Source organism: Paracoccus methylovorus (assembly GCF_016919705.1).
In the GTDB taxonomy this organism is placed as follows: Bacteria; Pseudomonadota; Alphaproteobacteria; order Rhodobacterales; family Rhodobacteraceae; genus Paracoccus; species Paracoccus methylovorus.
On record NZ_CP070371.1, the window covers coordinates 949,384 to 974,881 of the forward strand.

21 protein-coding genes and 1 pseudogene are annotated in these 25,498 nt (G+C 63.7%); 11 read left to right on the forward strand and 11 right to left on the reverse strand.

The window, feature by feature from the left end; all coding sequences use genetic code 11:
- Positions 1-27: 27 nt before the first annotated feature.
- From ntrX to dusB, 5 genes are all read right to left on the reverse strand, one after another.
- Positions 28-1,416 carry a nitrogen assimilation response regulator NtrX gene (gene ntrX / locus JWJ88_RS17955; protein ID WP_205295804.1) on the reverse strand — a complete coding sequence of 463 codons (1,389 nt, stop codon included), beginning with the start codon at positions 1,414-1,416 and terminating at the stop codon, positions 28-30.
- Positions 1,413-3,671: a sensor histidine kinase NtrY-like gene (locus tag JWJ88_RS17960; RefSeq protein WP_240200282.1), complete on the reverse strand. Its 2,259-nt coding sequence runs from the start codon at positions 3,669-3,671 to the stop codon at positions 1,413-1,415. The genes ntrX and JWJ88_RS17960 overlap by 4 nt, the downstream gene beginning before the upstream one ends.
- A gap of 84 nt (positions 3,672-3,755) precedes the next feature.
- Positions 3,756-5,210, reverse strand: a complete 1,455-nt coding sequence (locus JWJ88_RS17965) for a response regulator (RefSeq protein ID WP_205295805.1) — start codon at positions 5,208-5,210, stop codon at positions 3,756-3,758.
- A gap of 9 nt (positions 5,211-5,219) precedes the next feature.
- Positions 5,220-6,380, reverse strand: coding sequence for a two-component system sensor histidine kinase NtrB (locus JWJ88_RS17970; protein ID WP_205295806.1), 1,161 nt, complete (start codon positions 6,378-6,380; stop codon positions 5,220-5,222).
- Complete coding sequence (gene dusB, locus JWJ88_RS17975) at positions 6,377-7,441, reverse strand: tRNA dihydrouridine synthase DusB (protein ID WP_205295807.1); 1,065 nt, start codon at positions 7,439-7,441, stop codon at positions 6,377-6,379. The genes JWJ88_RS17970 and dusB overlap by 4 nt, the downstream gene beginning before the upstream one ends.
- A gap of 228 nt (positions 7,442-7,669) precedes the next feature.
- On the opposite strand from dusB, the gene JWJ88_RS17980 reads away from it, so the two are divergent.
- From JWJ88_RS17980 to JWJ88_RS17995, 4 genes are all read left to right on the forward strand, one after another.
- Positions 7,670-9,052, forward strand: coding sequence for an L-serine ammonia-lyase (locus JWJ88_RS17980; protein WP_205295808.1), 1,383 nt, complete (start codon positions 7,670-7,672; stop codon positions 9,050-9,052).
- A 127-nt stretch (positions 9,053-9,179) separates the two neighbouring features.
- Positions 9,180-10,085, forward strand: coding sequence for a hypothetical protein (locus tag JWJ88_RS17985; RefSeq protein WP_205295809.1), 906 nt, complete (start codon positions 9,180-9,182; stop codon positions 10,083-10,085).
- A 92-nt stretch (positions 10,086-10,177) separates the two neighbouring features.
- Positions 10,178-12,373, forward strand: a complete 2,196-nt coding sequence (locus tag JWJ88_RS17990) for a YjbH domain-containing protein (protein ID WP_205295810.1) — start codon at positions 10,178-10,180, stop codon at positions 12,371-12,373.
- Positions 12,370-13,038: a YjbF family lipoprotein gene (locus JWJ88_RS17995; protein ID WP_205295811.1), complete on the forward strand. Its 669-nt coding sequence runs from the start codon at positions 12,370-12,372 to the stop codon at positions 13,036-13,038. The genes JWJ88_RS17990 and JWJ88_RS17995 overlap by 4 nt, the downstream gene beginning before the upstream one ends.
- A 172-nt stretch (positions 13,039-13,210) precedes the next feature.
- Here JWJ88_RS17995 and JWJ88_RS18000 read toward each other — a convergent pair whose 3' ends face one another.
- From JWJ88_RS18000 to JWJ88_RS18015, 4 genes are all read right to left on the reverse strand, one after another.
- Entirely contained in the window at positions 13,211-13,414 is a 204-nt protein-coding gene (locus JWJ88_RS18000; protein ID WP_407673912.1) for a hypothetical protein, read from the reverse strand.
- Between the two features lie 214 nt (positions 13,415-13,628).
- The gene (locus JWJ88_RS18005; protein WP_205295813.1) at positions 13,629-14,411 is read right to left on the reverse strand and encodes an iron chelate uptake ABC transporter family permease subunit; all 783 of its coding nucleotides are present in this window, start codon (positions 14,409-14,411) and stop codon (positions 13,629-13,631) included.
- A 6-nt stretch (positions 14,412-14,417) separates the two neighbouring features.
- Complete coding sequence (locus JWJ88_RS18010) at positions 14,418-15,185, reverse strand: metal ABC transporter ATP-binding protein (RefSeq protein ID WP_205295814.1); 768 nt, start codon at positions 15,183-15,185, stop codon at positions 14,418-14,420.
- Positions 15,182-15,676, reverse strand: a complete 495-nt coding sequence (locus JWJ88_RS18015) for a Fur family transcriptional regulator (RefSeq protein WP_205295815.1) — start codon at positions 15,674-15,676, stop codon at positions 15,182-15,184. The genes JWJ88_RS18010 and JWJ88_RS18015 overlap by 4 nt, the downstream gene beginning before the upstream one ends.
- Before the next feature lie 80 nt (positions 15,677-15,756).
- On the opposite strand from JWJ88_RS18015, the gene JWJ88_RS18020 reads away from it, so the two are divergent.
- Together JWJ88_RS18020 and hemP are read left to right on the forward strand one after the other, a co-directional pair.
- On the forward strand, positions 15,757-16,710 hold the full coding sequence (locus JWJ88_RS18020; protein ID WP_205295816.1) for a zinc ABC transporter substrate-binding protein: 954 nt from the start codon (positions 15,757-15,759) through the stop codon (positions 16,708-16,710).
- Positions 16,711-16,875: 165 nt separating this feature from the next.
- A complete protein-coding gene (hemP, locus tag JWJ88_RS18025) occupies positions 16,876-17,052 on the forward strand; it encodes a hemin uptake protein HemP (RefSeq protein ID WP_010394206.1) in 177 nt (58 codons plus the stop codon).
- A 21-nt stretch (positions 17,053-17,073) separates the two neighbouring features.
- On the opposite strand, the gene JWJ88_RS18030 is transcribed toward hemP, so the two are convergent.
- Complete coding sequence (locus tag JWJ88_RS18030) at positions 17,074-18,579, reverse strand: pseudouridine synthase (protein WP_205295817.1); 1,506 nt, start codon at positions 18,577-18,579, stop codon at positions 17,074-17,076.
- Positions 18,580-18,686: 107 nt separating this feature from the next.
- Here JWJ88_RS18030 and JWJ88_RS18035 point away from each other — a divergent pair, with 107 nt between their 5' ends.
- The 4 genes and pseudogenes from JWJ88_RS18035 to JWJ88_RS18050 all read left to right on the forward strand — a co-directional run bounded on the left by JWJ88_RS18035 (position 18,687) and on the right by JWJ88_RS18050 (position 24,366).
- Positions 18,687-19,136, forward strand: coding sequence for a nucleoside deaminase (locus tag JWJ88_RS18035; protein ID WP_205295818.1), 450 nt, complete (start codon positions 18,687-18,689; stop codon positions 19,134-19,136).
- A 96-nt stretch (positions 19,137-19,232) separates the two neighbouring features.
- Positions 19,233-22,679 carry a pyruvate carboxylase gene (locus JWJ88_RS18040; RefSeq protein WP_205295819.1) on the forward strand — a complete coding sequence of 1,149 codons (3,447 nt, stop codon included), beginning with the start codon at positions 19,233-19,235 and terminating at the stop codon, positions 22,677-22,679.
- 465 nt (positions 22,680-23,144) lie between these two features.
- Positions 23,145-23,905 (forward strand): annotated as a pseudogene (locus JWJ88_RS18045) (IS5 family transposase).
- A 149-nt stretch (positions 23,906-24,054) separates the two neighbouring features.
- The gene (locus JWJ88_RS18050; protein ID WP_205295820.1) at positions 24,055-24,366 is read left to right on the forward strand and encodes an H-NS histone family protein; all 312 of its coding nucleotides are present in this window, start codon (positions 24,055-24,057) and stop codon (positions 24,364-24,366) included.
- A gap of 38 nt (positions 24,367-24,404) precedes the next feature.
- Here JWJ88_RS18050 and JWJ88_RS18055 read toward each other — a convergent pair whose 3' ends face one another.
- Positions 24,405-24,773, reverse strand: a complete 369-nt coding sequence (locus JWJ88_RS18055) for a winged helix-turn-helix transcriptional regulator (protein ID WP_205295821.1) — start codon at positions 24,771-24,773, stop codon at positions 24,405-24,407.
- 135 nt (positions 24,774-24,908) lie between these two features.
- Between JWJ88_RS18055 and JWJ88_RS18060 the strand changes: the two genes are divergently transcribed.
- Positions 24,909-25,457, forward strand: coding sequence for an FMN-dependent NADH-azoreductase (locus tag JWJ88_RS18060; RefSeq protein WP_205295822.1), 549 nt, complete (start codon positions 24,909-24,911; stop codon positions 25,455-25,457).
- Positions 25,458-25,498 lie beyond the last annotated feature (41 nt).

Sequence of the window (25,498 nt, forward strand, 5' to 3'; positions counted from 1 at the left end):
ACCCAAAAGACGTTGTCGTCCGAGCTGCTATTTACCCACGAGTTCTTCCTCGACGCGGATGCCGCCGACGACCCCCAGCGACTTGAGCTTGCGATGCAAGGCCGACCTTTCCATGCCGACGAATTGCGCGGTGCGGCTGATATTGCCGCCGAAACGGTTGATCTGTGCCAGCAGATATTCCCGCTCAAAAAGTTCGCGCGCCTCACGCAGCGCAAGGCTGGTGATCTGCGGGCCAAGCGCCAAAGCGTCGCTGGTGGTGGCGCTGCCGTTCTGGCCTTCCAGTTCCGAGGGCTGGATCGGCCCGACCCCATCTCCCAGGATCAGCACGCGTTCGATCACATTGCGCAACTGGCGGATATTGCCTGGCCAATTCATCGCTTGCAGCGCGGCGCAGGTTTCCTCGGGGAGGGCGCGCTGTGGCAAGCCCTGGCTGGCGTGGAACTGTTCGATGAAATGCATAGCCAGCAGCGGAATATCGTCGCGTCGGTCGGCAAGCGAGGGCACGGCGACCGGCACGACATTCAACCGGTCGTAAAGCTCTTGCCGGAAACGGCCGGATGCGATTTCGACCGACAGGTCGCGATTGGTCGAAGAGATTACGCGCAAATCCACCCGGACCTTGTCCGTGCCGCCCGCACGCTGGAACTGTTGTTCAGTCAGCACGCGCAGGATCTTGGGCTGGGTGCCCAGCGGCATATCCGCGACCTCGTCGAAATAGATCACGCCGCCATGCGCCTGCTCCAGCAGGCCCGGCTCGATGCCGCGCTCAGGGGTTTCACGACCGAAGAGGACTTCTTCCATGTGCTCGGGCTCGATCGTCGCACAGGACACGGTGACAAAAGGCTCGCGCGCACGCGGGCTTTGGCCATGAACGTAGCGCGCGGCGATTTCCTTGCCTGCCCCCGGCTCACCGGTCAGCATGACCCGACCGTTCGATTTCGCCACCTTGTCGAGTTGTTCGCGCAGCCGCCGGAAGGGGGCGGAGTTGCCAAGCATCTCGGCCGCCTTCGCCTCGCCGCGTTTCAACGTCGAATTCTCGCGGCGCAGGCGCGCGGTCTCCATGGCGCGGCGGATCACCACCAGAAGCTGGTCGATGTTGAAGGGCTTTTCGATGAAATCATAGGCGCCCTGCTTGATCGCCGCCACCGCGATTTCGATATTGCCATGGCCCGAGATGATGACCACGGGCACTTCGGGGTTGTTGCGCTTGACCTGTTTCAGGATGTCGATCCCGTCCATCTTGCTGTCCTTGAGCCAGATATCGAGGATCATCAGCGTCGGCTCGGCCGCGTTCAGTTCGGCCACGGCCTGGTCGGAGTTGGCGGCGAGACGGGTCGAGAACCCCTCGTCGCGCAGGATATCGGAAATCAGTTCACGGATGTCCCGCTCGTCATCGACAATCAGAATATCGCTCATTTCATTGCTTCCTGCTCGTGTTTGTGGCGGCGCGCGGACAGGCGCACCGGCTGGCGTTCGCGCGGCAGCCGGATCTGGGCCATGGCGCCGCGTCCTTCGGGGGCGTCGGTCAGCATCAGGCTGCCGCCGTGCTCTTCGACGATCTTCTTGACGATGGGCAGGCCAAGCCCGGTGCCGCCCGGTTTCATGGTCACATAGGGCTCGAACAGCCGGGTGCGGTCCTGGGGCAACCCGGGGCCATTGTCGGTGATGCGGATGGTGACCGCATCCGGGGCCACACGCAATTCGACCCTGACCTGTGGAGTCCAGTTTTCAGGTGGATTTTCTATAAGTTCATCAATCGCTTCTCCGGCATTCTTCAACAGGTTTGTAAAGACCTGCCGCATCATGCCGGCATCGGCATCCACGATCACCGGCTCGTCGGGGATGTCCGAGATCAGCGCGCCACGCAACGCGTCGCGCTGCATCAGTTCCGCATCGCGCAAGAGCTTGGCGATGTCGGTTTCCTTGCGGTCCGGTTCGGGCATCCGGGCGAAGCGCGAGAATTCGTCCACGATCCGGCGCAGATCGTTGGTTTGCCGGATGATGACCTCGGTATACTGCTCCAGCGCCTCGCGTTCGTCACCGGCGATGGGACCGAATTTGCGCTTCAGCCGTTCCGCCGAAAGCTGGATCGGGGTCAGGGGGTTCTTGATCTCATGCGCCACGCGGCGTGCCACATCGCCCCAGGCCGCCATACGCTGCGCCGAGACAAGGTCGGTGACATCGTCCAGCGCCACCACATAGCCTTCCAACCCACCGGCCGCACCGCGCCGGATCGCCATGCGCACAAGCAGGCTTTCCACCCTGCCCTCGCGCGTCAGGCGAATTTCGTCCTGCACCGATTCATTGACGGTTTGCGACAGGCGCTCGAACAGAGGGGCGAGTTCGGGCACCGCCTCGGACAGCAGGCGGTCATGGGCGGTCGCCGGATCAAGGTCCAGCAGCCGCGTGGCGGAACGGTTGAGAAAGTCGATCTCGCCCGCCGCGTCCAGGCCGATCACCCCGGAAGTGACCGAAGACAGCACGGAATCGAACAACCGCCGCTGGTCGTCGGCGGCGCGATAGCTTTCGACCAGTTCTTCGCGTTGCTGCTTGAGCTGGCGGGTCATGCGGTTGAAGCTTTCGCCCAGCGTCTGGATTTCGTCCCCGGTGTCGGGTTCGGGGATCTGAAAATCCAGATTGCCCTTACCGACCTGTTCCGATGCCTCGGCCAACCGCCCGATCGGACGTGAAAGCCGGTCGGCGAACCACAGGCCCAGCCACATCGCACCCGCGACGAGAAGCAGCGCGAAACCCAGATAAAGCAGCGAAAACTCGAACAGCACCCGGCCGCGTTCCTGTTCCAGCCGCTGGTAGTCGCCGACGGTCTGGCGGGTATCGTCCAGAAGGCCCAAGAGACTGCCGTCCACGTCGCGCGTGACGTAAAGATAGCGGTCGGCAAGCGGCGCCAGCGGCACGAGGGCGCGGAATTCGTTGTTCTGCCAATCCTCGATCAGCACCAGACCCCGGGTCGCGGCCTCGTCGAACTGGGCAGGGGAAGGCTCTTCATACCAGAACTGATAGCTGCGCTCGCCCCGCGCGCGGATCGTGCCGCGACCGTCGATGACATAGGCTTCCCGCAAGCCGCGCTGGATCAGCACCTGGCCCTGTCCCAGCAACAGCCGCAACTCGCCATCGTCCAACATCGGGTTTTGCCGCGCGGCCTGGGTCAGCGCCCCGGCCAGCAGTTTGGCGTCATTGGTCAGGTCCCGGCGATGTTCGTCCTGATAGGCCTCAGCCGCCGCCAGCGAGGTCGAGACCACCTGCTGCACCCGGTTCGAAAACCAGCCTTCAAGGCCGATGTTGACCGTCAATCCGGCAAACAACGCGACCAGCACCGTCGGCACCAGCGCAATGGTGGCAAAGACCCCCACAAGCCGCATGTGCAAGCGCGAGCCCGCTGCCGATTTTCGCCGTGCCGCCACGATCTTGGCCATCCGTGCCGCGACCAGACCGGTCAGCACGATCAGGTAGATCAGGTCCGCCAGCAGCACCAACCGCAGGACCGAGCCACCGGCAGCCGCATCGGCAAAGGGTCCCATGACGGCAAAGGTCAGCGCGGCCAGCGCCGGTCCCAGCAAGGCAAGACCGAGCGTCGCAACATTGCGATAAAGCCGAACCCGCCGCAAACGCGCGACGCGTTCCCATGTACCCTTGGACAGTGCTCCGGCCACCTTGCCCGTCCTCACGGTTTCGCCGCTGTGCCGCGGCCGTTCTGTGGCCTTTCAGCGACTCTCGCAAGGCCATCTGTGGCCGTTTTACATCAGTTTGCGCCGCCGTGTCACCTCGATATTAAGGTCAGTCAGCTTCTTGCGCAGAGTATTGCGGTTAATGCCCAGAAGATCGGCACAACGCAGCTGGTTTCCGCCTGTCGCGTCCAGTGCGATCTCAAGAAGCGGCTTCTCGATCTCGCGCAGGATGCGGTCGTAAAGGCCCGGTGGCGGCAGGTCATCGCCATGCAGGTCGAAATAGCGCTGCAGGTGCATCTCGACCGATTGTGCAAGACGCATGTTCGCCGGCTCGCCCAAGGACGTCGTCGGGGTTGCTGGGCCGGCGATGACAGGGGCGCCAGGCGTCGTGCCGGGGGTTTGCGGCACGATCGGGCTGGATTCTGCCAGAGCGGTGCCGGCCTCGGCCTCGGTGATCTCGGAGGCCGAGGCGGTCAGCGCAAGCCGGCGCATCATGTTTTCCAGCTCACGCACGTTGCCGGGAAAGGGATAGGTGCGGATCAGGGCGGTCGCGCCATCGGACAGGCTGCGCTGGGGCAATCCCTGCCCGGCTGCACGCGCCAGCAGGTGCCGTGCAAGCGGCGGGATGTCGTCCACCCGTGCGCGCAGCGGCGGCACGGTGATCGTCACCCCTGCCAGCCGGTAATAAAGATCGGCGCGCAGTCGGCCCAAGGCGACATCGGCCTGCGGATCGGGGCCGGTGGTCGAGATAAGCCGCGGCATCAGGTTACGGCCGGGCCCGACCTCCCACGCCTCGATCATGCCGATCAGCCGGGCCTGCGCAGCGGTGTCGAAACCGGCGGGATCCTCAATCAGCAAGGTGCCGCCCTGTGCGCGTTCGGCAGCATGATGCAGCGTCTCTTCGGACAGATCGGCCGAGGTCAGCACGACGAACCCCGCCTCGCGCCGGTCCGACAGATCGTGAAAGGATCGCGCGACCACGGTTTTGCCCACCCCCGCCTCGCCCGCGATCATCACCGGCAGATCGGCGTTGAGCACCCGCGCCACCATGCGAAACAGGTTCTGCATGGCCGGGGCATGGCCGATCAGCGGCAGGGCCGGATCGGCGCCAGCCTCGGCCAGGGGGGCAGGTATGGCGGGCGACGGGTCGGACTTGCGCACCCGGCGCGACAGGGCCTGCCCCGCCCGGGTCATCAGATCGGGCAGGTCGAAGGGCTTGGGCAGATAGTCGAAAGCATCGGCCTCGGTCGCGCGGATCGCGGTGACAATGGTGTTTTGGGCCGAGATCACGATCACCGGCAGATCTGGTCGCGCCTTGCGGATTGCCGGGATCATGTCGATGCCATTGCCGTCGGGCATCATCACGTCGGTGATGACCAGATCCCCGCGCCCCTCTTCGACCCAGCGAAGCAGTTGCGACAGCGAGCCAGTGGCATGAACCCTGCAGCCTGCGCGGGTCAGCGCCTGCGTCAGGACCGTGCGGATGGTGCGGTCGTCGTCAGCGATCAGAACGGTGCCGTCCATGGGAAAACCTCAGGCTTTGGGCAGGGAAATGCGGAAAATCGTACGGCCGGGGCGGGAATCCAGCGCAATCCATGCGCCGTGGTCGGTGATGATCTTGGACACCAGCGCAAGGCCAAGGCCGGTGCCGTTCTCGCGCCCGGACACGAATGGCTCGAAAACCTCGCCCATGATGGTCTCGGGGATGCCGGGGCCGTCGTCCTCGATCTCGATCTGCAAGGGCAGGTTGCGGCCCTGCGGCTCGGCCTCGGTGGGTGCCAGACGCAGGGTGCCGTCGTAAAAGCTGCGGATACGAATGGTGCCGGTTTCACGCCCGGCCCTGCGGATCGCCTCGGCGGCGTTCTTGACCAGATTCAGGCACACCTGCACCAACTGGTCGGGATCGACCAGCGCCGGCGGCAGCGATGGGTCGTAATCGGGTACGATGCGCAGCCCCTGGCCAAAGCCCACCGCGGCCGAGCGGCGCACGCGTTCCAGCACATCATGGATGTTGACGGCGGAAAGCCGGGGAATCGAAGTGTCGCCAAAGCGTTCCACGCGATCCAGCAGTTCCACGATGCGGCGCGATTCCGCAACGATCAGGTCGGCAAGGTCGCGGTCCTCGGCCGTCAGGTTCATGCCGATCAGTTGCGCCGCCCCGCGGATGCCGGCCAGCGGGTTTTTGATCTCATGCGCGAGCATCTCGGCCATGCCGATGGCCGAGCGCGCGGCCGAGCGGGCGGCCTGCCCCTGCCCCAGCCGCCCGGCCCCGTCCAGCGGCGAGATCAGGATGACCGTCCCGCCTGTGGGACTGGGCGCGGGTCCGGCATGAATGGTGCCGATGCGGTCGGAATGGCCACCCGAGCGGTCGCCTATCTCGAAGCGCACCCCGGCGCGGTTCAGCGCGTCATGGCCTTCGCGCATGCGCCCCAGGATCGAACCCAGCGCGGGCACGATCCGCAGTCGCTTGAGCATCTCGGCCCCCTCCAGCGCCTGCCCCAGAGAGGAGCGGCAGGAGATGTTCAGGAAAGCCTCGGCCAGATCATTCATTGCCGCAATGCGCCCCTGCGCATCCAGAATGATCGCCGGCAGGGGAAGCGCTGACCAGTTCGGTCCGACTTCTGCCGGGATGAAACCGCCGCCTGCCTCGACCTCGGGATCGGGCAATATGTCAGACCCGGCCCGGCTGGTCATGAAGGCACCTCGGTCGCTTGCGCATTGCCATGCAGGTCATCGGCCAGCGCAGCACCGGCATCCCCGAAACCGGCGCGAATCGCCGCCAGCGCGGCAGCAGGGGTGGGCGCGCGCAAAAGTTCGGCGCGGTTCGGGGCTCCGTTCGCCCCGGCATACCAGCCCAGATGCTTGCGGGCGACGCGCAGGCCCAGTTCGTGCCCGTAAAGCGACAGGATGTCGTCGTAATGCTCGGCCACCGCCTCGGCCAATGCCGCACCTTGCGGGATACGGGGCGTGGGCGTGCCCCAAAGCTCATGCGCGATCTGTGCCAGTTTCCACGGCGCACCCTGCGCCCCTCGCCCGACCATCACCGCATCGGCGCCCGATAGCCGCAAGGCCGCGCGGGCCGAGGCTGCGTCCACCACATCGCCATTGGCGACCAGCGGCGGCCGGCCGGGCAGGTTCGCAACCTCGCGGATGGCGGCCCAGTCGGCGATGCCGGTATAGAACTGCGCCCGGGTGCGGCCGTGCACGGTCAGCATCCTGATCCCGGCCCCTGCCGCGCGGCGGGCCAGTTCAGCCGCGTTCAGGCAGTCGTGGTCCCATCCCAGACGCATTTTCAGCGTTACCGGCAGGCCGGGCACGGCCTCGACCACCGCCTCGATCAGCCGCAAGGCGTGGTCGAGGTCGCGCATCAGCGCCGCGCCCGACAGCCCGCCCGTCACCTTTTTGGCCGGGCAACCCATGTTGATATCGACAATCCGCGCGCCCATCCCGGCGACGATCCGCGCCGTCTCGGCCATGGCGCCGGCCTCGCGCCCGGCGATCTGGACGCTGACGGGCAGCAGCCCTTCGGTCAGCGCCTTGGCGCGCACGGCCGCGCGGGTCGAGGGGCGCGGCGTCACCATCTCGGTCGAGGCAACCATCTCGCTGACCATCAGCCCTGCCCCGCCATGGCGGGCGACGGCGCGACGGAACGGCAGGTCGGTGATCCCGGCCATGGGGGCCAGAAAGACCGGCGGGCCCAGTCGCGTCGCGCCAAGGGTGATGGGCTTAGTGGTGATAGGTTCGGACAATGTCATGGGAAACTCGTATGCCAGCAGGCGGGGATGCGAAAGAAAACGGCGTCTGCCTGATCGAAAGGCTTTCCTGCCGCGCCGGATTTTGCCGCTTTTTCGTGCTTCATGCCTAAATAGGTAGCATATCCGGCTTCGTCAAATGTCGCGGAGCTTCAGGCCGGCTGTCGCAACCGCTCTGGTTTGTGGGTGGCGCGGCAGCTAGGCTTTCCCCGCAAGCTGGGAGTGCGCGCGATGTTTCTTTCCGTCTTCGACATATTCAAGATCGGAGTCGGCCCCTCTTCGTCCCATACCATGGGGCCAATGGTGGCCGGAGGGCGCTTTCTTGACGCGCTGCGCGCGCAACCCTTTCGCGCCCACGGGCTGCGGGCCAGCCTGCACGGCAGCCTGGCGTTTACCGGCAAGGGCCATGCCACCGACCGCGCCACCATTCTGGGTCTCGCCGGTTTCCTGCCCGAAACCATGGATCAGGAAAGGGCCGAGGCCGCGTTGGCGCAAAACCGCGAAACCGGGCTTTTGTCCCCGCAAGGTCTGGGCGATCTGGCGTTCGACCCGACGCGCGAGCTGATCTTTGATTATGACCGCGCTTTGCCCGGCCATGCCAACGGCATGATCCTGATGGCGACCGACGCGCAGGGCGACGTGATTTTTCGCGAAACCTATTATTCCATTGGCGGCGGCTTCGTGCTGACCGAGGCAGAACTGGCCGCGCGCGGCGACGAGACCCGGACCGACGCCGCACCCAAGGTGCCCTACCCCTTTGCCTTGGCCGCCGAGATGCTGGAAATGGCCGAGAAATCCGGCAAATCCATCGCAGCCATGAAACGCGAGAACGAGCGCATCTTTCGCGGCGATGCCCAGATTTCAGCCGGTATCCACAACATCTGGCAAGTCATGCGCGACTGCATGGACCGGGGTCTGGCCACGCGCGGCATCTTGCCCGGCGGATTGTCGATCCGCCGCCGCGCCGCAGCCATTCATGAGGCGCTGAAGGCCGAGGCAGGGATGAACCTGACCGCGCCGCATGTCATCAACGACTGGATGTCGATCTATGCCATGGCCGTGAACGAGGAAAACGCCGCTGGCGGACAGGTCGTCACCGCACCGACCAATGGCGCGGCAGGCGTGGTCCCGGCGGTAATCCGCTATTGGCTGGACCATGTGCCCGGCGCCTCGGAACGCCAGCTCGACGAATTCATGCTGACTGCGGCGGCCATCGGCGGGCTGATCAAGCACAATGCCTCGATCTCAGGTGCGGAATGCGGCTGCCAGGCCGAGGTCGGATCGGCCAGCGCCATGGCGGCGGCCGGGATCTGCGCCGTCATGGGCGGCACCCCGCAGCAAGTTGAAAATGCCGCTGAAATCGCGCTTGAGCATCATCTTGGCATGACCTGCGACCCCGTGAAGGGGCTGGTGCAGGTGCCCTGCATCGAGCGTAACGGCTTGGGCGCGATCAAGGCGGTTTCGGCGGCATCGCTGGCGCTGCGCGGCGACGGCCAGCATTTCGTGCCGCTGGACGCCGCCATCGAAACCATGCGCCAGACCGGCCGCGACATGAGCGACAAATATAAAGAGACCTCGTTGGGCGGGCTGGCCGTCAATGTCCCCAACTGCTGAGCGGCGTGCAAAGAATCGCGCAAACCCCGGCTTTGACCATGGCCGGGGCGTGTCGGTGCTTGCCCAAACCCCGGCCTTCCTGTAGCCAATCAGCATAAGCAAAACCCAAGGAACCGGGACAGAGCAGATGAAATTTCGTTCGGCATTCGCCGTCCTTTCGATGACTGTGGCCCTCGCCGCCTGCGGTGAATTGCCCTTCCAGAAATCGGCCGAGTCCGAGACCCCCTCCCATTCTGGCCCGCCCAGCGTTTCACCGCTGGAACAACCGATCGAAACCGGGACTGAGGGCAAGGCCGTGGCCACCGCCGAGGCCAGCACCCTTAACACCGCCATTTTCCGTGCCACCGGCAGCGGCTGGACCGTAACAGCATCCGACAACACCGCCGTCTACGAACGCCCCGGTGCGAAATCGGTCGGCGTCACCGTGCGGCGCATGGCCTATGGTCGCGGCGTGGAATTCATCGGCACCATGAACGGTTCGGTCTTCGCACTGAACATTCAAGCGGCGGAATGCCAGATGGGCGACCAGAAAACGCCCTTCACCGCGCGCCTGCGCGTGGGCAGCCAACGTCTGAGCGGTTGTGCTGCGCCCACCGACACGATGCCCAAGGCGCAAGTGCGCGCCTCGTCGGCGACACCGAAGCCCAAGACCACGCCGAAACCCACAGCGCCGGCCGCCAAGCCCGAGGCCGCGCCTGCGGATGAAACCCCGACGACGACTCCGACGACCGGAACGACGCAGGGAACGGCGCCCGAGGCGATGCCGGCCCCGCCGACAGTGACGGCGCCGGAAACAGGCACGCCGGCCGAAACGCCCTCCTCCGGCAGCAGCAACACGACCGAAGGCACGGTGACCGAGAGCCCGGCGGTGGAAACCCCTGCCCCTTCGGCCGCGCCCTCGACGACGCCCGCCCCGGCTGCCGAAACCCCGACCCCGGACAGCCCCTCGGCAAGCGGCGGCGGGTCTGATGCGACGGATGCCGTGCCGGTGCCCGCTCCGATCCTGCCCGAACCGCCCGCCCCGAGCGAATGAAGCCAAGCGAACCGGGCGCCGCAGGGCCAACCGCGGCGCCCCGTCCACAACCCGCCACCCCCGCTGCGGGCCACGACCTGAGAGGAGCCGCGATGCGCGCCCATACGATCCTTACCCGCCGCCTGCTGGCCTCGACCGTGCCGGTGGCGTTGCTTCTGGGTCTCGGCATCAGCCCGGCCCATACCGACCCGATGATTGGCAATGTGCTCAACAGCTACGGCCTGCCGGGTGGTGTCGAAACACCGACCGCAGAGATGCTGCCCGACGGAACCTTGGGCGGCACTTTGTCCTATAACGGTTTGGGACGGCGTCATAACATCATCTTCCAGCTTCATCCCCGCATCACGACCGCCTTCCGTTATGCGCGGGTCGAGGGAATGGAAGACCATATTGATGCCCTCGATAACCATATCTGGGACCGCTCCTTCGACATCCGCTTCCAGGTTCTGGATGAATCGGGTTGGCGGCCCGCAGTCGCAGTCGGGCTTCAGGACTTTCTGGGCACCGGGGTCTATTCCGGCGAATACATCGTCGCCAGCAAGACCATTACCCCGAAGATTCGTGCCAGTCTTGGCGTTGGCTGGGGTCGTCTGGCCGGCAAGCTTCGCGAATCGGATGACGATTTGGGGGGTAAACCAAATGTCGACCAATGGTTTTCGGGCAGTCCCAAGCCTTTCGGCTCGGTCGCGTGGCAGGTCAACGAAAAGCTGAGCCTGGTCGCCGAATACTCCAGCGACAAATACGCACCCGAGACGCGGAGGGGGACCGAAGAGGCACCCGGCAGCCATTTCAACCTTGGCGCGTATTACACCTTCAACCCCAGCTACCAGCTTGGGCTTTATACACTGGGCGGGGACGTTTTTGGTGCTCAGTTCAGTTTTGCGCTGAATCCGCGCAATGCTCCCTTCCCTTCGGGGTTGGAAAAGGCGCCGGCGCCGGTTCGGACGCGCCCCGCACCCTCGGCTGATCCCGAGGGTTGGGCGGGCGCATGGTCCGCAGATCCGACCGCACAGCCCGCGATCCAGACTGTCCTGGCCAATGCACTGGCTGATGAGGGGCAGGTGCTGGAATCGATGTCGCTGTCGGCAAACCGGGCCGAGGTGCGCATCCGCAACACCCGCTATATCCAGCAGGCCGAGGCCGTCGGCCGCACCGCACGACTGATGACGCGGGCTCTGCCCCCATCCGTCGAGACATTGGTCATCACCTCGAATTCCGAGGGGATGGCGACATCGTCGGTCGTGCTGCGCCGTTCGGATGTCGAGCGGTTGGAAAATACCGAGGCCGGCAAGATTGCCGCGGCATCGCAACTGGTAGATGCGACGCCGCGTCCGGGCGATCTGGTGACCACACCGGACCTGTTCCCGCGCTTCCGCTGGAGCCTTGGCCCCTATCTCGACATCGGCTTGTTCGATCCCGAGGATCCCTTGCGTTACGAAGTCGGCGCCGAGGCAAGAGCCAGCTACGAGATCATGCCGGGCTTGATTGTAACGGGTAGCGTGCGTCAGCGCGCTTTCGGAAATATGGATCAAAGCGGGCCTGCCATCCCACCTGAGCTTAACGGTGGGAAAAGAGGCGATCACTACAGCGCGGACGAATATAAAGCCGATCCCAGTCTCGAGACATCTCCTGGCGGGATCCCGCGCGTCCGCTCTGACACCAGAATGTACACCGGTCGCACTTCGCCAACCATCCCCGAGCTTACGCTGGCTTGGTATGCTCAGCCCACATCGCAGATTTATACCCGGGTGACGGTAGGCCTGCTGGAGCGCGCCTATGGCGGCGTTTCGGGCGAAGTGCTGTGGAAACCCGCGACCTCGCCGCTGGCTTTCGGGGCAGAGATCAACCGCGTGCGCAAGCGTGATTTCGACGATGTTTTCGGCTTCCGCGATTACGAAGTTACGACCGGGCACCTGTCGGCTTACTATGAGTTTGCCAACGGTTTCACCGCACAGTTGGATGTCGGAAAATACCTGGCGGGTGACAAAGGTGCGACTTTCACTCTGACGCGGGAATTCGCCAACGGCTGGCGCGTTGGTGCTTATGCAACCAAAACCGATATGAGCGATGAAGATTTCGGAAACGGCTCGTTCGACAAGGGCATCTCTGTCTCGATACCCATTTCATGGGCAGCGGGCACGCCCTCTCGTGATCGCGCGGGCACGACCCTGCGGTCGCTGTCGCGCGATGGCGGGTCGCGGGTGGACGTCAACGGCCGACTTTTCGACAAGGTCCGCGACGCGCAATCCGTCAAACTTTATCAAGGCTGGGGGAGCTTCTGGCGATGATCACGACCCGCATTCACAAGGCGGTGCTGCCGGTGCTGCTGATCGCGGGCCTCGCTGCCTGCGGCAATGACGACACCGGCAGGGACGCCAATCCCCTGCTGATCGCCGCCAAGACCGCAACGGGCGCCATGTCCGGGTTGCGCGGCGACAAGACGGAAAATGCCCCGGCAGCCCCGCGCACGCCCGAACAGATGGCAGCCGAGGCGCTGCGGGTGAATCCCGCGCCGCTGATCCTGGTGAATTTCGAATCTCTGGGTCGGTCGCAGGTTATGGCGATGACCGGGCAGAACGGCTCTATGCGCACCTATATGGCACCCTCGAAAGAGGCCCTGATAATGCGCGACGGCATGCTGATCGGGACACGCGGATTTGGAAACGACCTGTCGGTGGTCGAGCCGGGCACAGAACCGCTGATCCGCGCCGACCGTTCGGGTTCGGCCCAGCGGGTCATGCGCTACTACAGCGGGGATGGGCTGGAGAGGCCGCTGAGCTTCAACTGCACCACCTCTCCAGGCCCCAAGCCGGGCGTGATCCTGGAAAGCTGTGAAGGTCATGGCGCGCGCTTCCAGAACAGCTTCATGCCGCAGAGCGGGCAACTGCCGGTCTCTCGGCAATGGGCCGGGCCCAAGCTGGGATATATGACCATCCAGACGCTGCGGCCCTGAGGGCGCTGGTAAAGTGCAATGAAAAAAAAACCGGCCTTGTATGGCCGGTTTTTTTCTGGGCCGCCTATGGGCAGCGACGAAAGCGTTACGGTCGAGAATGAACCATCAAAAAGAAGAGGCTGACCAATGGTCAGCCTCTTTGAAACCTCAACGAATTGAAGTTCCGCTTAGCTTAGTGGTCGTCGTCATCCGAAGCCACGGCAGCGATAACGCCGAGCAGCAGCAGTGCGGGAACGACGAGGCCAGCGTTGGTGGAAGCGGGACGCTCGTCAACGACAACCGGCTCGACTTCCACGATCGGGGCAACATAGCCACCGGCGAGAGCGGTCGAAGCCGACAGGCCCAGGGCCAGGGCGAAGGTAGCGAATTTGGTCATGATCATGCTCCGTTCAGTACTTTGACGGCTGCCGTCTCCGGCAACATCGATGAGACAGTCGCATAATCCCAAGGACTTGGAAAGCGGTCTTGATCGGGAAATCACACGCGTCTGGGGCAACTGTTGCATAATAGCCAACACGCATAACGTTAGGCGGGATGCTGCCAGCGGATCGGCGGAAACCTGCGGGCCATTACCTGCCTGGATCAGCCGCTCATTTCCTGTAAAATACTAATGTTGCTACATAAATCAATGCCGAAATCGCCACGATCGAAGGCCCTGCCGGGGTATCGAACCACAGGCTGGCCCAAAGTCCGCCAAAGACCGCAATGGCCCCGATCAGAGTGGCGGAACCTGCCATCTGTTCGGGCGTTGAAGAGAATCCCCGCGCGGCGGCCGCGGGCACGATCAGCATGGCCGAAATCAGCAGCGCCCCCACGATGCGAATCGCAATGGCCACCACCAGTGCCAATGCCAGCGACAGGATCAGCCGCTCGCGCGCCGGATCGATCCCCGCTGCCATGGCCAGTTCCTCGTTCACCGAGGCCGTCACCAGCCGCTGCCAGCGCCAGATCAGCAGACCCAGAACCGCCGCCGCGCCGGCCCAGATCCAGGCAAGATCGGTGCGTGTGACCGCAAGAATATCCCCGAACAAAAATGCGTCCAGCCCCACCCGCAACGAAGGTACGAAACTGACGCCGACCAGAGCAAAGGCCAGCGCGCTGTGCGCCAGCACCCCCAGCACCGTATCCATGGATTGTCCACGCCTTGTCAGATGGGTCACGGCCAGCGCCATGGCGACCGCCACGGCCAGAGTGCCGAGATAGATCGGCAGTGACAGCGCAAAGCTGAGCGCCACGCCCAGGATCGCCGCATGCGCGGTGGAATCGCCGAAATAGGCCATGCGCCGCCAGACCACAAAAGACCCCAGCGATCCCGTCGCCAGCACAAGGCCCAGCCCCGCAAGAGCGGCTCGGGTCAGGAAATCGTCAAGCATGGGGCCTCAATGTGTATGGGCGCAGGCCGGGCCGTGCGAATGGCCCTCTGCGACATGGTCGTGATCATGGTCGTGGTGGTGCTGGTAAAGCGCCAGCGTGCCCTGCGATTCCGCGCCGAACATGGCACGATAGGCGGGCGCGGCACTGACCACCTGCGGCGTGCCTTCGCAGCACACATGGCCGTTGAGGCAAACCACCCGGTCCGAGGCGCGCATGACGACCAGCAGATCGTGGCTGACCATCAGCACGGCGACCCCGGTTTCGGCGCGCACCTCTTCGATAAGCTTGTAAAAGGCGACGATGCCGGGCTGGTCCAGGCCCTGCGTCGGCTCGTCCAGCACCAGAAGCTGCGGGTCGTTCAGCAAGGCGCGGGCCAGCAGCACCCGCTGGAATTGCCCGCCAGACAGCGCGGTGATCTGCCGACCCTCCAACCCCGGAACGCCCGTACGCTCCAGCGCGGCGCTGGCCTGTGCGTCGCTGACCCGGCGTGGCAGCGACAGAAAACGGCGCACCGTCATCGGCATGGCCCGCTCGATATGCACGCGCTGGGGAACATAGCCGATGCGCAAAGCCGGCGCCCGCTGGACGCGGCCGGTGGCAAGCGCGACATGGCCCAAAAGCGCCCGCACCAGCGTGGACTTGCCCGAACCGTTCGGACCAACCACGGTGACAATCTCGGCCGGGACGATATGGAAATCGACGTGGCTCAGCACCGGCAGATCGGCATCGGCGTGGCTGACCGAAACGTCGGTGGCGCAAATCAGCGACGTCACAGGCCGGCCTCGGTGCAGCGCGCGCAAAGGCCCAGCAACTCGACGGTGCTGCGCTCGATATGAAAGCCGGTCGCTTTGCCCAAATCGTCCACCGCCGCCCGCAGGTCCGGCGCGTCCGCCTCGGCCACCTGTTCGCAGCCGCGACAGATCAGGAAGACCGGGGAATGGTCGCGCTCGACCGAAAGACAGGCGGCATAGGCATTCAGACGCTGGACCCGGTGGGCCAACCCCTGCTCGACCAGAAAATCCAGCGCGCGGTAGGCAACGGGAGGCTGTTTGCCGAAACCCTCGGCTGACAGCCGCTCCAGCACGTCATAGGCCCCCATCGCGCGATGCGATTCCAGCAGGATTTCCAGCGCACGGCGGCGCACCGGAGTCAGGCGCACGCCTTCGGTCCGGGCCTGCTCTTCGGCGCGCTGCAGCACCGCTGCTGCGCAATGGTCGTGGTCATGCTCGTGGAAAGGATCGGACGTGGGATCTGATGTTGCCATGATGTTATATCGTTACATTTGCGCTTGACAGGTTACGATATAACATAAACAACGCTCGGGTTTCCGCAAGTGAGTATGCCATGATCCGATATTCTTCGCTTATTCTTGCCACCGCGCTTGGTACAGCAGCCCTGCCCGCCCTTGCCGAGGCGCCCAAGGTGGTGACCGACATTCCCGTCGTCGGCGCCCTGGTCCAACAGGTCATGGGCGATCTGGGCCAGCCCGAGGTCCTGCTGCAAGCCGGCGGAGATCCGCACAGCTATCAACTACGCCCCAGTCAGGCGCGCAGCTTGCAGGATGCCGACCTGCTGATCTGGGTCGGTCCCGAACTGACCCCTTGGCTGGAGCGGGCCAAAGCGGGTCTCTCGGCGCAGGGTGAGATGCTGACCCTGCTGGATCTGCCGGGCACGCACCGCCGGACCTATGCCGAGGACGGGCACGGGCATGACCACGAACATGAGCATGAGCATGAGCATGACGATCATGCCGGGGATGAAGGGCACGACCACAGTGGCGCCGACCCTCACGCTTGGCTGGATCCTGCAAACGGACGGGCCTGGCTTGCTGCCATCGCCGATACCCTGTCCCTGCGCGACCCGGACAACGCCCCTGTCTATGCCGCCAATGCCGCCATCGCAATAAATGAAATCAGTGCATTGGACGATGAACTTAAGGAAAGTTTGAGGTCTGCCCAAGGCAAACGGTTTGTCGTCTTCCATGATGCCTATGGCTATTTCACCGAGCATTATGGGTTGGAGCCGGCGATTGCGGTCAGCCTTGGCGATGCCTCGACGCCTTCAGCCGCGCGGCTCAAGGCCATTCGCGATGAGATCGTCGAACAAAATGCGGTTTGCGCCTTTCCCGAGGCGAATCATGACCCGAAACTGATCGTCGCCGCAGTCGAGAGCTCCAGTGTTCGCCAAGGCGCTGCGCTTGATCCTGAGGGCGCGGGCTTGCCACTTGGCCCCGGGCTTTACGCAGAAATTCTGCGCGGCACGGGACAAGCTCTGGCCGATTGCCTTGGTGCCGAATAAACGAGACTTTTTCCGAATTATAAAGGCGGACACCTGCGTGGTTCCCGCCTTTTTTATTTTAAATCAGTTTATTATGCGGAATCCATATTCCCGACTATTTTCCTTTGACAACTCTTAGGAAATTTGTCAGGTTACAGTCACCGCGACAGAAACGAGGAACTGGACATGACCGCGACCCGCCCCGCCGAATTCACGCGTCCCGGCGTGACCGCCCTGCAAAGACTTCCTGAATACGATGCCGAATTGCTGACCGCCGGTGGCAATCAGGCGCTGATCGTCCTGGGCGATCAGGTGTATAACCTGCGCATCACCCGTGCAGGAAAGCTGATCCTGACGAAGTAAATTGCCCAAGGGCGGCGTGAACTAGTCGCGCCGCGGCCCTTTTCCCTCTGGTCGCGCTCCCTTTCCGGGGGCGCGACTTGTTTTTCCAAAGCCCGGCTTCGGGCCCGGTTTGCCCGCCGGCTTTCCCGAAGCCTTTCCGGGTTTGAAATCACGGGCCGGCTTGCCGTCGCCACGGGGCTTGAAGCCGCCCTCCCCGCGCGGCTTGAAGCTGCGCTCACCCTCGGTCGCCCTGCTCTTGAAAGCCGGCTTGCCTGCGCGCACGGGACGGTCGCCGTCACGGCGCGTCTCATCCCTCGGTCCTTTGTTGAACGGCTTGTGCGCACCGCCGTGTGCGGCGGACTTGCCATTGCCGTCTTCGCGCCGCGCATAAGGCTTGCGGTCGCCGTCCTCGCGCTTGGCAAAGGGTTTGCGGTCACCTTCGGGGCGCTTGCCAAAGGGTTTGCGCTCGCCATCTTCGCGCCGCGCATAAGGCTTGCGATCGCCGTCCTCGCGTTTGGCGAAGGGTTTGCGGTCACCTTCGGGGCGCTTGCCAAAGGGTTTGCGCTCGCCATCTTCGCGCCGCGCATAAGGCTTGCGATCGCCGTCCTCGCGTTTGGCGAAGGGTTTGCGGTCACCTTCGGGGCGCTTGCCAAACGGCTTGCGTTCGCCGTCTTCGCGCCGCGCATAAGGCTTGCGGTCGCCTTCTGCGCGGGGCGGGCGCGTATCGTCCTCGGCCGGCCTGGCAGAGCCGCGTTCGCGGAAACTGCGGGGTTTTTCTTCGACATCACCGGTCAACAACCCGCCCAACTGATCGCGCAGCATCTTGCGCTTGACCTCGCGCACCTCGTTCGCCTCTAGCCCGGTCAGCTTGAACGGGCCATAGCCGATGCGGATCAGCCGGTTCACGATCAGCCCGACATGGGACATGGCACGGCGGATCTCGCGGTTCCTGCCCTCGCGGATGCCGACGGTCAGCCAGGCGTTCGCCCCCTGCTGGCTGTCCAGATTGATTTCCATCGGGGCGAATTCCTCACCGTCGATGGTGACGCCGCGGCGCAGCGATGCAAAGGTCAGGTCGTTGGGCTGGCCGTTCACCCGCACACGATAGCGGCGCAGCCAGCCGGTGGTCGGCAATTCCAGCCGGCGCTTGAGTTCGCCGTCATTGGTCAGCAGCAGCAACCCTTCCGAATTCAGGTCCAGCCGACCCACGGTCATCACCCGCGGCAGATCGCGCGGCAGGGCGTCGAACACCGTCTGCCGCCCCTTTTCGTCCGAGGCCGAGGTCACAAGCCCGATCGGTTTGTAATAAAGCCAAAGCCGGGTTTCCTGCGGCTCGTCCAGCGGCTTGCCATCGACGCGAATCTTGTCCGAGGTCAGCACGTCCAGCGCCGGGCTGTCGATCTTGGTGCCGTTCACCGACACGCGCCCTTCCAGGATCATGCGTTCGGCATCACGGCGCGAGGCCACGCCGGCACGGGCCATCACCTTGGCGATGCGTTCGGCCTTGGCGGCAATGGGTTTCGGGTTGGATTGGGGGGTGTCGGTCATAGCGATCTCCTTCGCATCCCTGCGGTGGCAAACGCGCAATCTACGCTTAATGCATGAGGATGGAAAGCAGTTCTTGCGCGCAAGGCAAGCCCGCGCGAAAAGCGCGCATGGTTTTCGCCTCGCATATGCCTGCCGCTCTTGAAGAAGCCCGCGCCGCCGCGCAGCGCGGAGAGGTGCCGGTCGGTGCCGTGCTGATCGGTGCTGACGGACATGTGCTGGCCCGGGCGGGCAATCGCACGCGCGAACTGGCCGATCCCACGGCCCATGCCGAGATCCTGGCGATCCGGCAGGCCTGCGCGGCGGTCGGGTCCGAGCGGCTGCCCGGCGCGCGGCTGTGGGTGACGCTGGAACCCTGCCCGATGTGCGCCGCCGCCATCTCGGCCGCGCGGATCGCGGTGCTGTATTACGGCGCCGAGGATGCACGCATGGGCGGCGTGCGTCACGGTGCGCGAGTCTTTGACCATCCGCAATGTCACCACAGGCCGGAAATCATCGACGGCATTTCGGCGGAAGAATCGCGTCACTTGCTGCTGGAATTCTTTCAAGAAAGGCGCTGAAACAAGTAATTCAGTGTCCCAAAACCGTTACGAAGAATGCTTGCGCCGCACCGCAGCATAGGTAGGATGCCGACCGAGCGAACATGGGGGGACTGAATGTTCCGTAAGATATTGGTAGCGAATCGTGGCGAGATTGCGATCCGTGTGATGCGGGCAGCGAACGAGCTTGGGAAGAAGACGGTCGCGGTCTATGCCGAGGAAGACAAGCTTAGCCTGCACCGCTTCAAGGCCGACGAGGCTTACCGCATCGGCGGCGGACTGGGGCCGGTCGCAGCCTATCTGAGCATCCCCGAGATCATCCGGGTGGCCAGGGAATCGGGCGCCGACGCGATCCATCCCGGCTACGGGCTTTTGTCGGAAAACCCCGATTTCGTCGATGCCTGCAACGCGGCGGGGATCACCTTTATCGGGCCCTCCGCGGACACCATGCGCGCGCTTGGCGACAAGGCCAGCGCCCGGCGCGTCGCCATCGAGGCCGGCGTTCCCGTCATCCCCGCCACCGAGGTGCTGGGCGAGGACATGGAGGCGATCAAGCGCGAGGCTGCCGAAGTCGGCTATCCCCTGATGCTGAAGGCCAGTTGGGGCGGCGGCGGTCGCGGCATGCGGCCGATCATGGGTCCGGACGAATTGCCCGAAAAGGTGCGCGAGGGCCGGCGCGAGGCCGAGGCCGCCTTTGGCAATGGCGAGGGCTATCTGGAAAAGATGATCCTGCGCGCGCGCCACGTCGAGGTGCAGCTTCTGGGCGACAGCCACGGCGGGCTTTATCACCTTTATGAACGCGACTGCACCGTGCAGCGCCGCAACCAGAAGGTCGTCGAGCGCGCGCCCGCCCCCTATCTGACCGAGGCGCAGCGCGCCGAGGTCTGCGAACTGGCGCTGAGGATCGGCTGCGCGGTAGGCTATCAGAACGCCGGCACCGTCGAATTCCTGATGGATATGGACAGCCAGCAGTTCTATTTCATCGAGGTGAACCCGCGCGTCCAGGTCGAGCACACCGTGACCGAAGAGGTCACCGGCATCGACATCGTGCAAAGCCAGATCATGATCGCAGAGGGCGCGACTCTGGCCGAGGCCACCGGCGTCCCTGCCCAAGAGGGCGTGCACCTGAACGGCCACGCCCTGCAATGCCGGGTGACGACCGAGGACCCGCTGAACAACTTCATCCCCGATTACGGCCGCATCACCGCCTATCGCTCGGCCACCGGCAACGGCATCCGGCTGGACGGCGGCACCGCCTATTCCGGCGGCGTCATCACCCGCTATTACGACAGCCTGCTGGTCAAGGTCACCGCCCACGCCCAGACCCCGGAAAAGGCCATCGCCCGAATGGACCGGGCCTTGCGCGAATTCCGGGTGCGCGGCGTGGCGACGAATATCGAATTCGTCATCAACCTGCTGAAACACCCGACCTTCCTCGATGACAGCTATACGACCAAGTTCATCGACACGACGCCGGGCCTGTTCGCCTTCCGCAAGCGCCGGGACCGGGCGACGAAGCTGTTGGTCTATATCGCCGACATCACCGTGAACGGCCACCCCGAGACGGCGGGTCGCCCGCTGCCTCCGGCCGAATTGCGCAACCTCGTGGCGCCCGCGGCAAAGGCCGATCCTGCCGCACAGGCACTGCGGGGCACAACGCAGCTTCTGGAGGAAAACGGTGCCAAGGCCGTCGCCGACTGGATGCTAGAGCAAAAGCGGCTCTTGATCACCGACACCTCGATGCGGGACGGGCACCAGTCGCTTCTGGCCACCCGGATGCGCTCGATCGACATGGTGCGTGTCGCGCCGGCCTATGCCGCGAACCTGCCGGGACTGTTCAGCGTCGAATGTTGGGGCGGCGCGACTTTCGACGTCGCCTATCGCTTCTTGCAGGAATGTCCCTGGCAGCGGCTGCGCGACATCCGTGCGCGCATGCCGAACCTGATGACGCAGATGCTGCTGCGGGCCAGCAACGGTGTCGGCTATACCAACTATCCCGACAATGTGGTGCAAGAGTTCGTCCGTCAGGCGGCCAAGACCGGGGTCGACGTGTTCCGGGTCTTTGACAGCCTGAACTGGGTCGAGAACATGCGCGTCGCCATGGATGCGGTGATCGAGTCGGGCAAGATCTGCGAAGGCACCATCTGCTATACCGGCGACCTGCTGGACCCGGCACGCGCGAAATACGACCTGCAATACTACCTGAAGATGGCGCGCGAACTGCGCGACGCAGGCGCGCATGTGCTGGGGCTCAAGGACATGGCGGGACTGCTGAAGCCTGCCTCGGCCAGCATTCTCGTGCGGGCGCTGAAAGAGGAAATCGGTCTGCCGGTGCATTTCCATACCCATGACACGGGCGGCATCGCCGGAGCCTCGATCCTTGCGGCCGCCGCGGCGGGCGTCGATGCGGTCGATTGCGCCATGGACGCGTTCTCGGGCAATACCTCGCAACCCTGCCTGGGTTCGGTGGTCGAGGCGCTGCGCCACACCGATCGCGACACCGGGCTGGATATCAAGGCGATCCGCGAGATCTCGAACTACTGGGAAGCCGTGCGCGAACATTACGCCGCCTTCGAGAGCGGGTTGCAGGCCCCGGCATCCGAGGTCTGGCTGCACGAGATGCCCGGAGGCCAGTTCACCAACCTGAAAGCGCAGGCGCGCAGCCTGGGCCTTGAGGATCGCTGGCACGAGGTCGCCCAGGCCTATGCCGAGGTGAACCGGATGTTCGGCGATATCGTCAAGGTCACGCCCTCGTCCAAGGTGGTAGGCGACATGGCGCTGATGATGGTGGCGCAGGGCCTGACACGTGCGCAGGTCGAGGACCCGAATGTCGAGGTGGCCTTCCCCGACTCGGTCGTGGACATGCTGAAGGGCAACCTTGGCCAGCCCCCCGGCGGCTGGCCCGAGGCGCTGCAACGCAAGGTGCTCAAGGGAGAGGCTCCGCTGACCACCCGCCCCGGCGCGGCGATGGCGCCCGTGGATCTGGAGGCCACGCGCGCCGATGTGATCCGCCAGTTGGAAGGCAAGGCGGTGGATGACGAGGACCTGAACGGTTATCTGATGTATCCCAAGGTCTTTCTGGACTACATGGGCCGGCACCGCCAATACGGCCCGGTGCGGGTGCTGCCGACGCGGACTTTCTTTTACGGCATGGAGCCGGGCGAAGAGATCGAGGCCGAGATCGACCCCGGCAAAACGCTGGAGGTACGGCTGCTGACCCTGGGCGAGACGGACGATGCCGGCGAGGTCAAGGTGTTCTTCGAGCTGAACGGCCAGCCGCGGGTGATCCGGGTGCCGAACCGTCTGGTCAAGTCGCAGACTGCCGCCCGACCCAAGGCCGACCCCGCGAACGACGGTCATCTGGGCGCGCCGATGCCCGGCGTCGTGGCCTCGGTCGCAGTGTCACAGGGCCAAAAGGTCAACCCCGGCGATCTGCTTCTGACCATCGAGGCGATGAAGATGGAAACCGGCATCCACGCCGACCGCGCCGGCACCGTCAAGGCCCTGCATGTCGTCCCAGGCCAGCAGATCGACGCAAAAGATCTCATGATCGAGGTGGAATAGCGCCCTATTCAAACAGGGCGGCCCTGCTGCAAAAAAGCGACCGGGCCGCCAGACAAATTAATCATATCCATGATATGACACCGTCCTGACGGCCCAGCGGATAAAGATACCCGCAAAGTTCTTTTATACAATTTGGACATTATTCTTTCTTCATCGCCGCTGGTACCAAGAATTTTATTCTCAATACATGTCTTGCTGAATTTTTTGATCGCAAAGCCACCACCTCGATTCCATTGATCCGACCGAGAGATTTCCGAGACCGCATATGGGTTCATTATCCCCGCCCCGGAAAACTTAGCTCCTAAAGACAGCGGTGGATATATGGACATATCGCATTATTCCGTTGACGGAACGCAACCATGGCGCGAATATATCTAGGGCGTGTTGACAAAAGGGATTCACCGGGCGCGGTGATCGTGATTCAAGCTGGTATCTGCAATGGAGACCAGCGTGGCACGAAACCTGATGTCGAACGACGAGTGGGCGTTCTTTGAACGCTTCATCCTGGCTGTCCGTTCTCCGAACGGCCGCAAGCCCACGAACCATCGGCTTGTTCTGGATGGGATTTTCTGGATCGCCCGAACGGGGTCGCCCTGGCGCGACCTGCCGGAAGAGTTCGGCAAATGGTCGTCTGTCTATCGGCAGTTCCGGCGCTGGACGTTGGCGGGGCTGTGGGAACAGATCCTGGAGGCGCTGAACGAGAGCCGGATCGTGCCGGATGCGCTGCAGATGATCGACAGCACCGTGGTTCGCGCTCATCATCAGGCAGCGGGCGCAAAAGGGGGACTCCGCGCCAAGGTTTCGGCCGCTCGCGAGGTGGCTTCACGACCAAGATCCATCTGCGGGTCAATGCGGCAGGCCTGCCCATGAGAACCGAGATCACGGCCGGGCAGACATCGGACTACCTCGGCTTCGATCTGGTCATGGCTGACAACCTGCCCGAGCCAAGCGTTCTGCTCGCAGACCGCGGCTACGACTCCGACAACATCCGCAAGACCATGGAGGTGCGCGACGTGGTGCCGGTCATCCCCATGCGCAAAACCCGGAAGCTACGGGTCGCCGTTGACCGCAGGCTCTACCGCCTGCGCAATCTCGTTGAGCGGTGCTTCAACAAGCTCAAGAATGCCCGTCGCGTCGCCACCCGCTACGACAAGACCGCCGAAAGCTTCCTGGGCTTCATCGACATCACGTCGATCCGCCTCTGGCTCCGCCATTTGTCAACATGACCTAGTAGGGAACGCATTGCATTAGTCTGCTGCAGAACAGCCCATCTTGAAACCCGCCGTGATTAATGGCTATTTCAAACAATCTGAGCGCCACATCGACCGGAATCGATAATATGCCGATGTTGGATCGCCATCTTGAAAGGGCAAAAATGAACGATCTTGATCTGAATGCAATGTCGCTGACCGAATTGAAGCAGTTGTTCAAGGATGTCGAAAAGGCAATTGACGGTTTTGAATCGCGCCGCAAAGCCGAAGCCCGTGCAAAAGCCGAGGAAGCCGCGAAACAATACGGCTATTCTCTGTCGCAATTGATCGAGGCGGCAGCGCAACGGCCCGCGACTGCGCCGAAATATGCCCATCCCGAGAATCCCGAACTGACCTGGAGCGGGCGGGGCCGCAAACCGTCATGGATCATCGAAGGGCTGGATGCCGGTAAATCTCTGGAAGATTTCGCCATCTGAACAAAGCTTTGAACGGGTGAGCGAAAAGGTAGATCCATCTAGACCTTTTCGCCATTCGCCCGGTCGAAGCGCGTCTGGGACGTATGGATCACGTCGATATTTGCCATCGCCCATTCGGCCAAGGCACAAACAGGTTTGCGCAGCGATTGACCAAGCTGCGTCAGTTCATAATCCACCCGAGGCGGGATGCTGGGCGTTACGGTGCGCGACACCAGACCGTCACGTTCCAGCCCCCGCAAGGTCAGCGTCAGCATGCGCTGGGATATGCTGGGAATTTCGCGCCTCAACTCGCTGAACCGTTTAGGTCCGTCAGCCAGCACCGAAACAATCAGCAGGCTCCACTTGTCACCGATCCGCTGAAGAACGGCCGTGAAGGCTCTGCATCCAAAGCTGTCGGGGTCATGCATGCGGTTTCTCCGGTTCCCTTGCTGTGACCAAGTCACAGCCATGTAAGTGTGGCACAGGATTGTGCCTTCTTGCGGTCGGTTCCGCATTGGTTACTTAAGCATCCTCAGTATATATTCCATACCAAGGAGACAAGAGTGACCATCCTGCATATCGACAGCAGCATCACCGGCGATAACAGCGTAAGCCGCATCGTCAGCCAGGCAATCATCGACAGGCTCTCGGCCGCGCAACCCGGGGTCGGTGTCGTCCGTCGCGATCTGGCCAGCGAGCCTTTGCCGCATCTGACGCTGGATGCGCTTGCCGACACCTCGGTGCTGGATCAGTTTCTGGCCGCCGATACGGTCGTGATCGGTGCGCCGATGTATAATTTCACCCTGCCCAGCCAGCTCAAGGCATGGATCGACCGCGTTCTCGTGGCCGGAAAGACCTTTCGCTATACGGCTGAAGGTCCCGAGGGCCTTGCCAGCGGCAAGCGCGTGATCATCGCCTTGGCGCGCGGCGGTTTTTACAGCGAGAATCCCGCCGTCGCGCTGGAGCATCTGGAGACCTATCTGCGTTCGGTCTTTGGTTTTATCGGCATCACGCCAGAATTCGTGACGGCCGATGGATTGAGCATTGGGCCCGAGCAGCGGCAGGTGGCAATCGATCAGGCACTTGGCCAGACGCAGCATCTTGCCGCGTAAGATTGCCGCACCGACAGGTGCCGCCACCCGGCGGCACCCGT

Excerpts from the sequence above, each read along its gene's own strand:
- dusB (WP_205295807.1), bottom strand. The coding sequence starts at position 7,441 with ATGACATTGTCCGAACCTATCACCACTAAGCCCATCACCCTTGGCGCG.
- JWJ88_RS18040 (WP_205295819.1), top strand. The coding sequence starts at position 19,233 with ATGTTCCGTAAGATATTGGTAGCGAATCGTGGCGAGATTGCGATCCGT.
- JWJ88_RS18055 (WP_205295821.1), bottom strand. The coding sequence starts at position 24,773 with ATGCATGACCCCGACAGCTTTGGATGCAGAGCCTTCACGGCCGTTCTT.
- JWJ88_RS18005 (WP_205295813.1), bottom strand. The coding sequence starts at position 14,411 with ATGCTTGACGATTTCCTGACCCGAGCCGCTCTTGCGGGGCTGGGCCTT.
- JWJ88_RS17990 (WP_205295810.1), top strand. The coding sequence starts at position 10,178 with ATGCGCGCCCATACGATCCTTACCCGCCGCCTGCTGGCCTCGACCGTG.
- JWJ88_RS18035 (WP_205295818.1), top strand. The coding sequence starts at position 18,687 with ATGGTTTTCGCCTCGCATATGCCTGCCGCTCTTGAAGAAGCCCGCGCC.
- JWJ88_RS18050 (WP_205295820.1), top strand. The coding sequence starts at position 24,055 with ATGAACGATCTTGATCTGAATGCAATGTCGCTGACCGAATTGAAGCAG.
- JWJ88_RS17965 (WP_205295805.1), bottom strand. The coding sequence starts at position 5,210 with ATGGACGGCACCGTTCTGATCGCTGACGACGACCGCACCATCCGCACG.
- JWJ88_RS17995 (WP_205295811.1), top strand. The coding sequence starts at position 12,370 with ATGATCACGACCCGCATTCACAAGGCGGTGCTGCCGGTGCTGCTGATC.
- JWJ88_RS18020 (WP_205295816.1), top strand. The coding sequence starts at position 15,757 with ATGATCCGATATTCTTCGCTTATTCTTGCCACCGCGCTTGGTACAGCA.
- JWJ88_RS17985 (WP_205295809.1), top strand. The coding sequence starts at position 9,180 with ATGAAATTTCGTTCGGCATTCGCCGTCCTTTCGATGACTGTGGCCCTC.
- ntrX (WP_205295804.1), bottom strand. The coding sequence starts at position 1,416 with ATGAGCGATATTCTGATTGTCGATGACGAGCGGGACATCCGTGAACTG.
- JWJ88_RS17970 (WP_205295806.1), bottom strand. The coding sequence starts at position 6,380 with ATGACCAGCCGGGCCGGGTCTGACATATTGCCCGATCCCGAGGTCGAG.
- hemP (WP_010394206.1), top strand. The coding sequence starts at position 16,876 with ATGACCGCGACCCGCCCCGCCGAATTCACGCGTCCCGGCGTGACCGCC.
- JWJ88_RS17980 (WP_205295808.1), top strand. The coding sequence starts at position 7,670 with ATGTTTCTTTCCGTCTTCGACATATTCAAGATCGGAGTCGGCCCCTCT.
- JWJ88_RS18030 (WP_205295817.1), bottom strand. The coding sequence starts at position 18,579 with ATGACCGACACCCCCCAATCCAACCCGAAACCCATTGCCGCCAAGGCC.
- JWJ88_RS18015 (WP_205295815.1), bottom strand. The coding sequence starts at position 15,676 with ATGGCAACATCAGATCCCACGTCCGATCCTTTCCACGAGCATGACCAC.
- JWJ88_RS18000 (WP_407673912.1), bottom strand. The coding sequence starts at position 13,414 with ATGACCAAATTCGCTACCTTCGCCCTGGCCCTGGGCCTGTCGGCTTCG.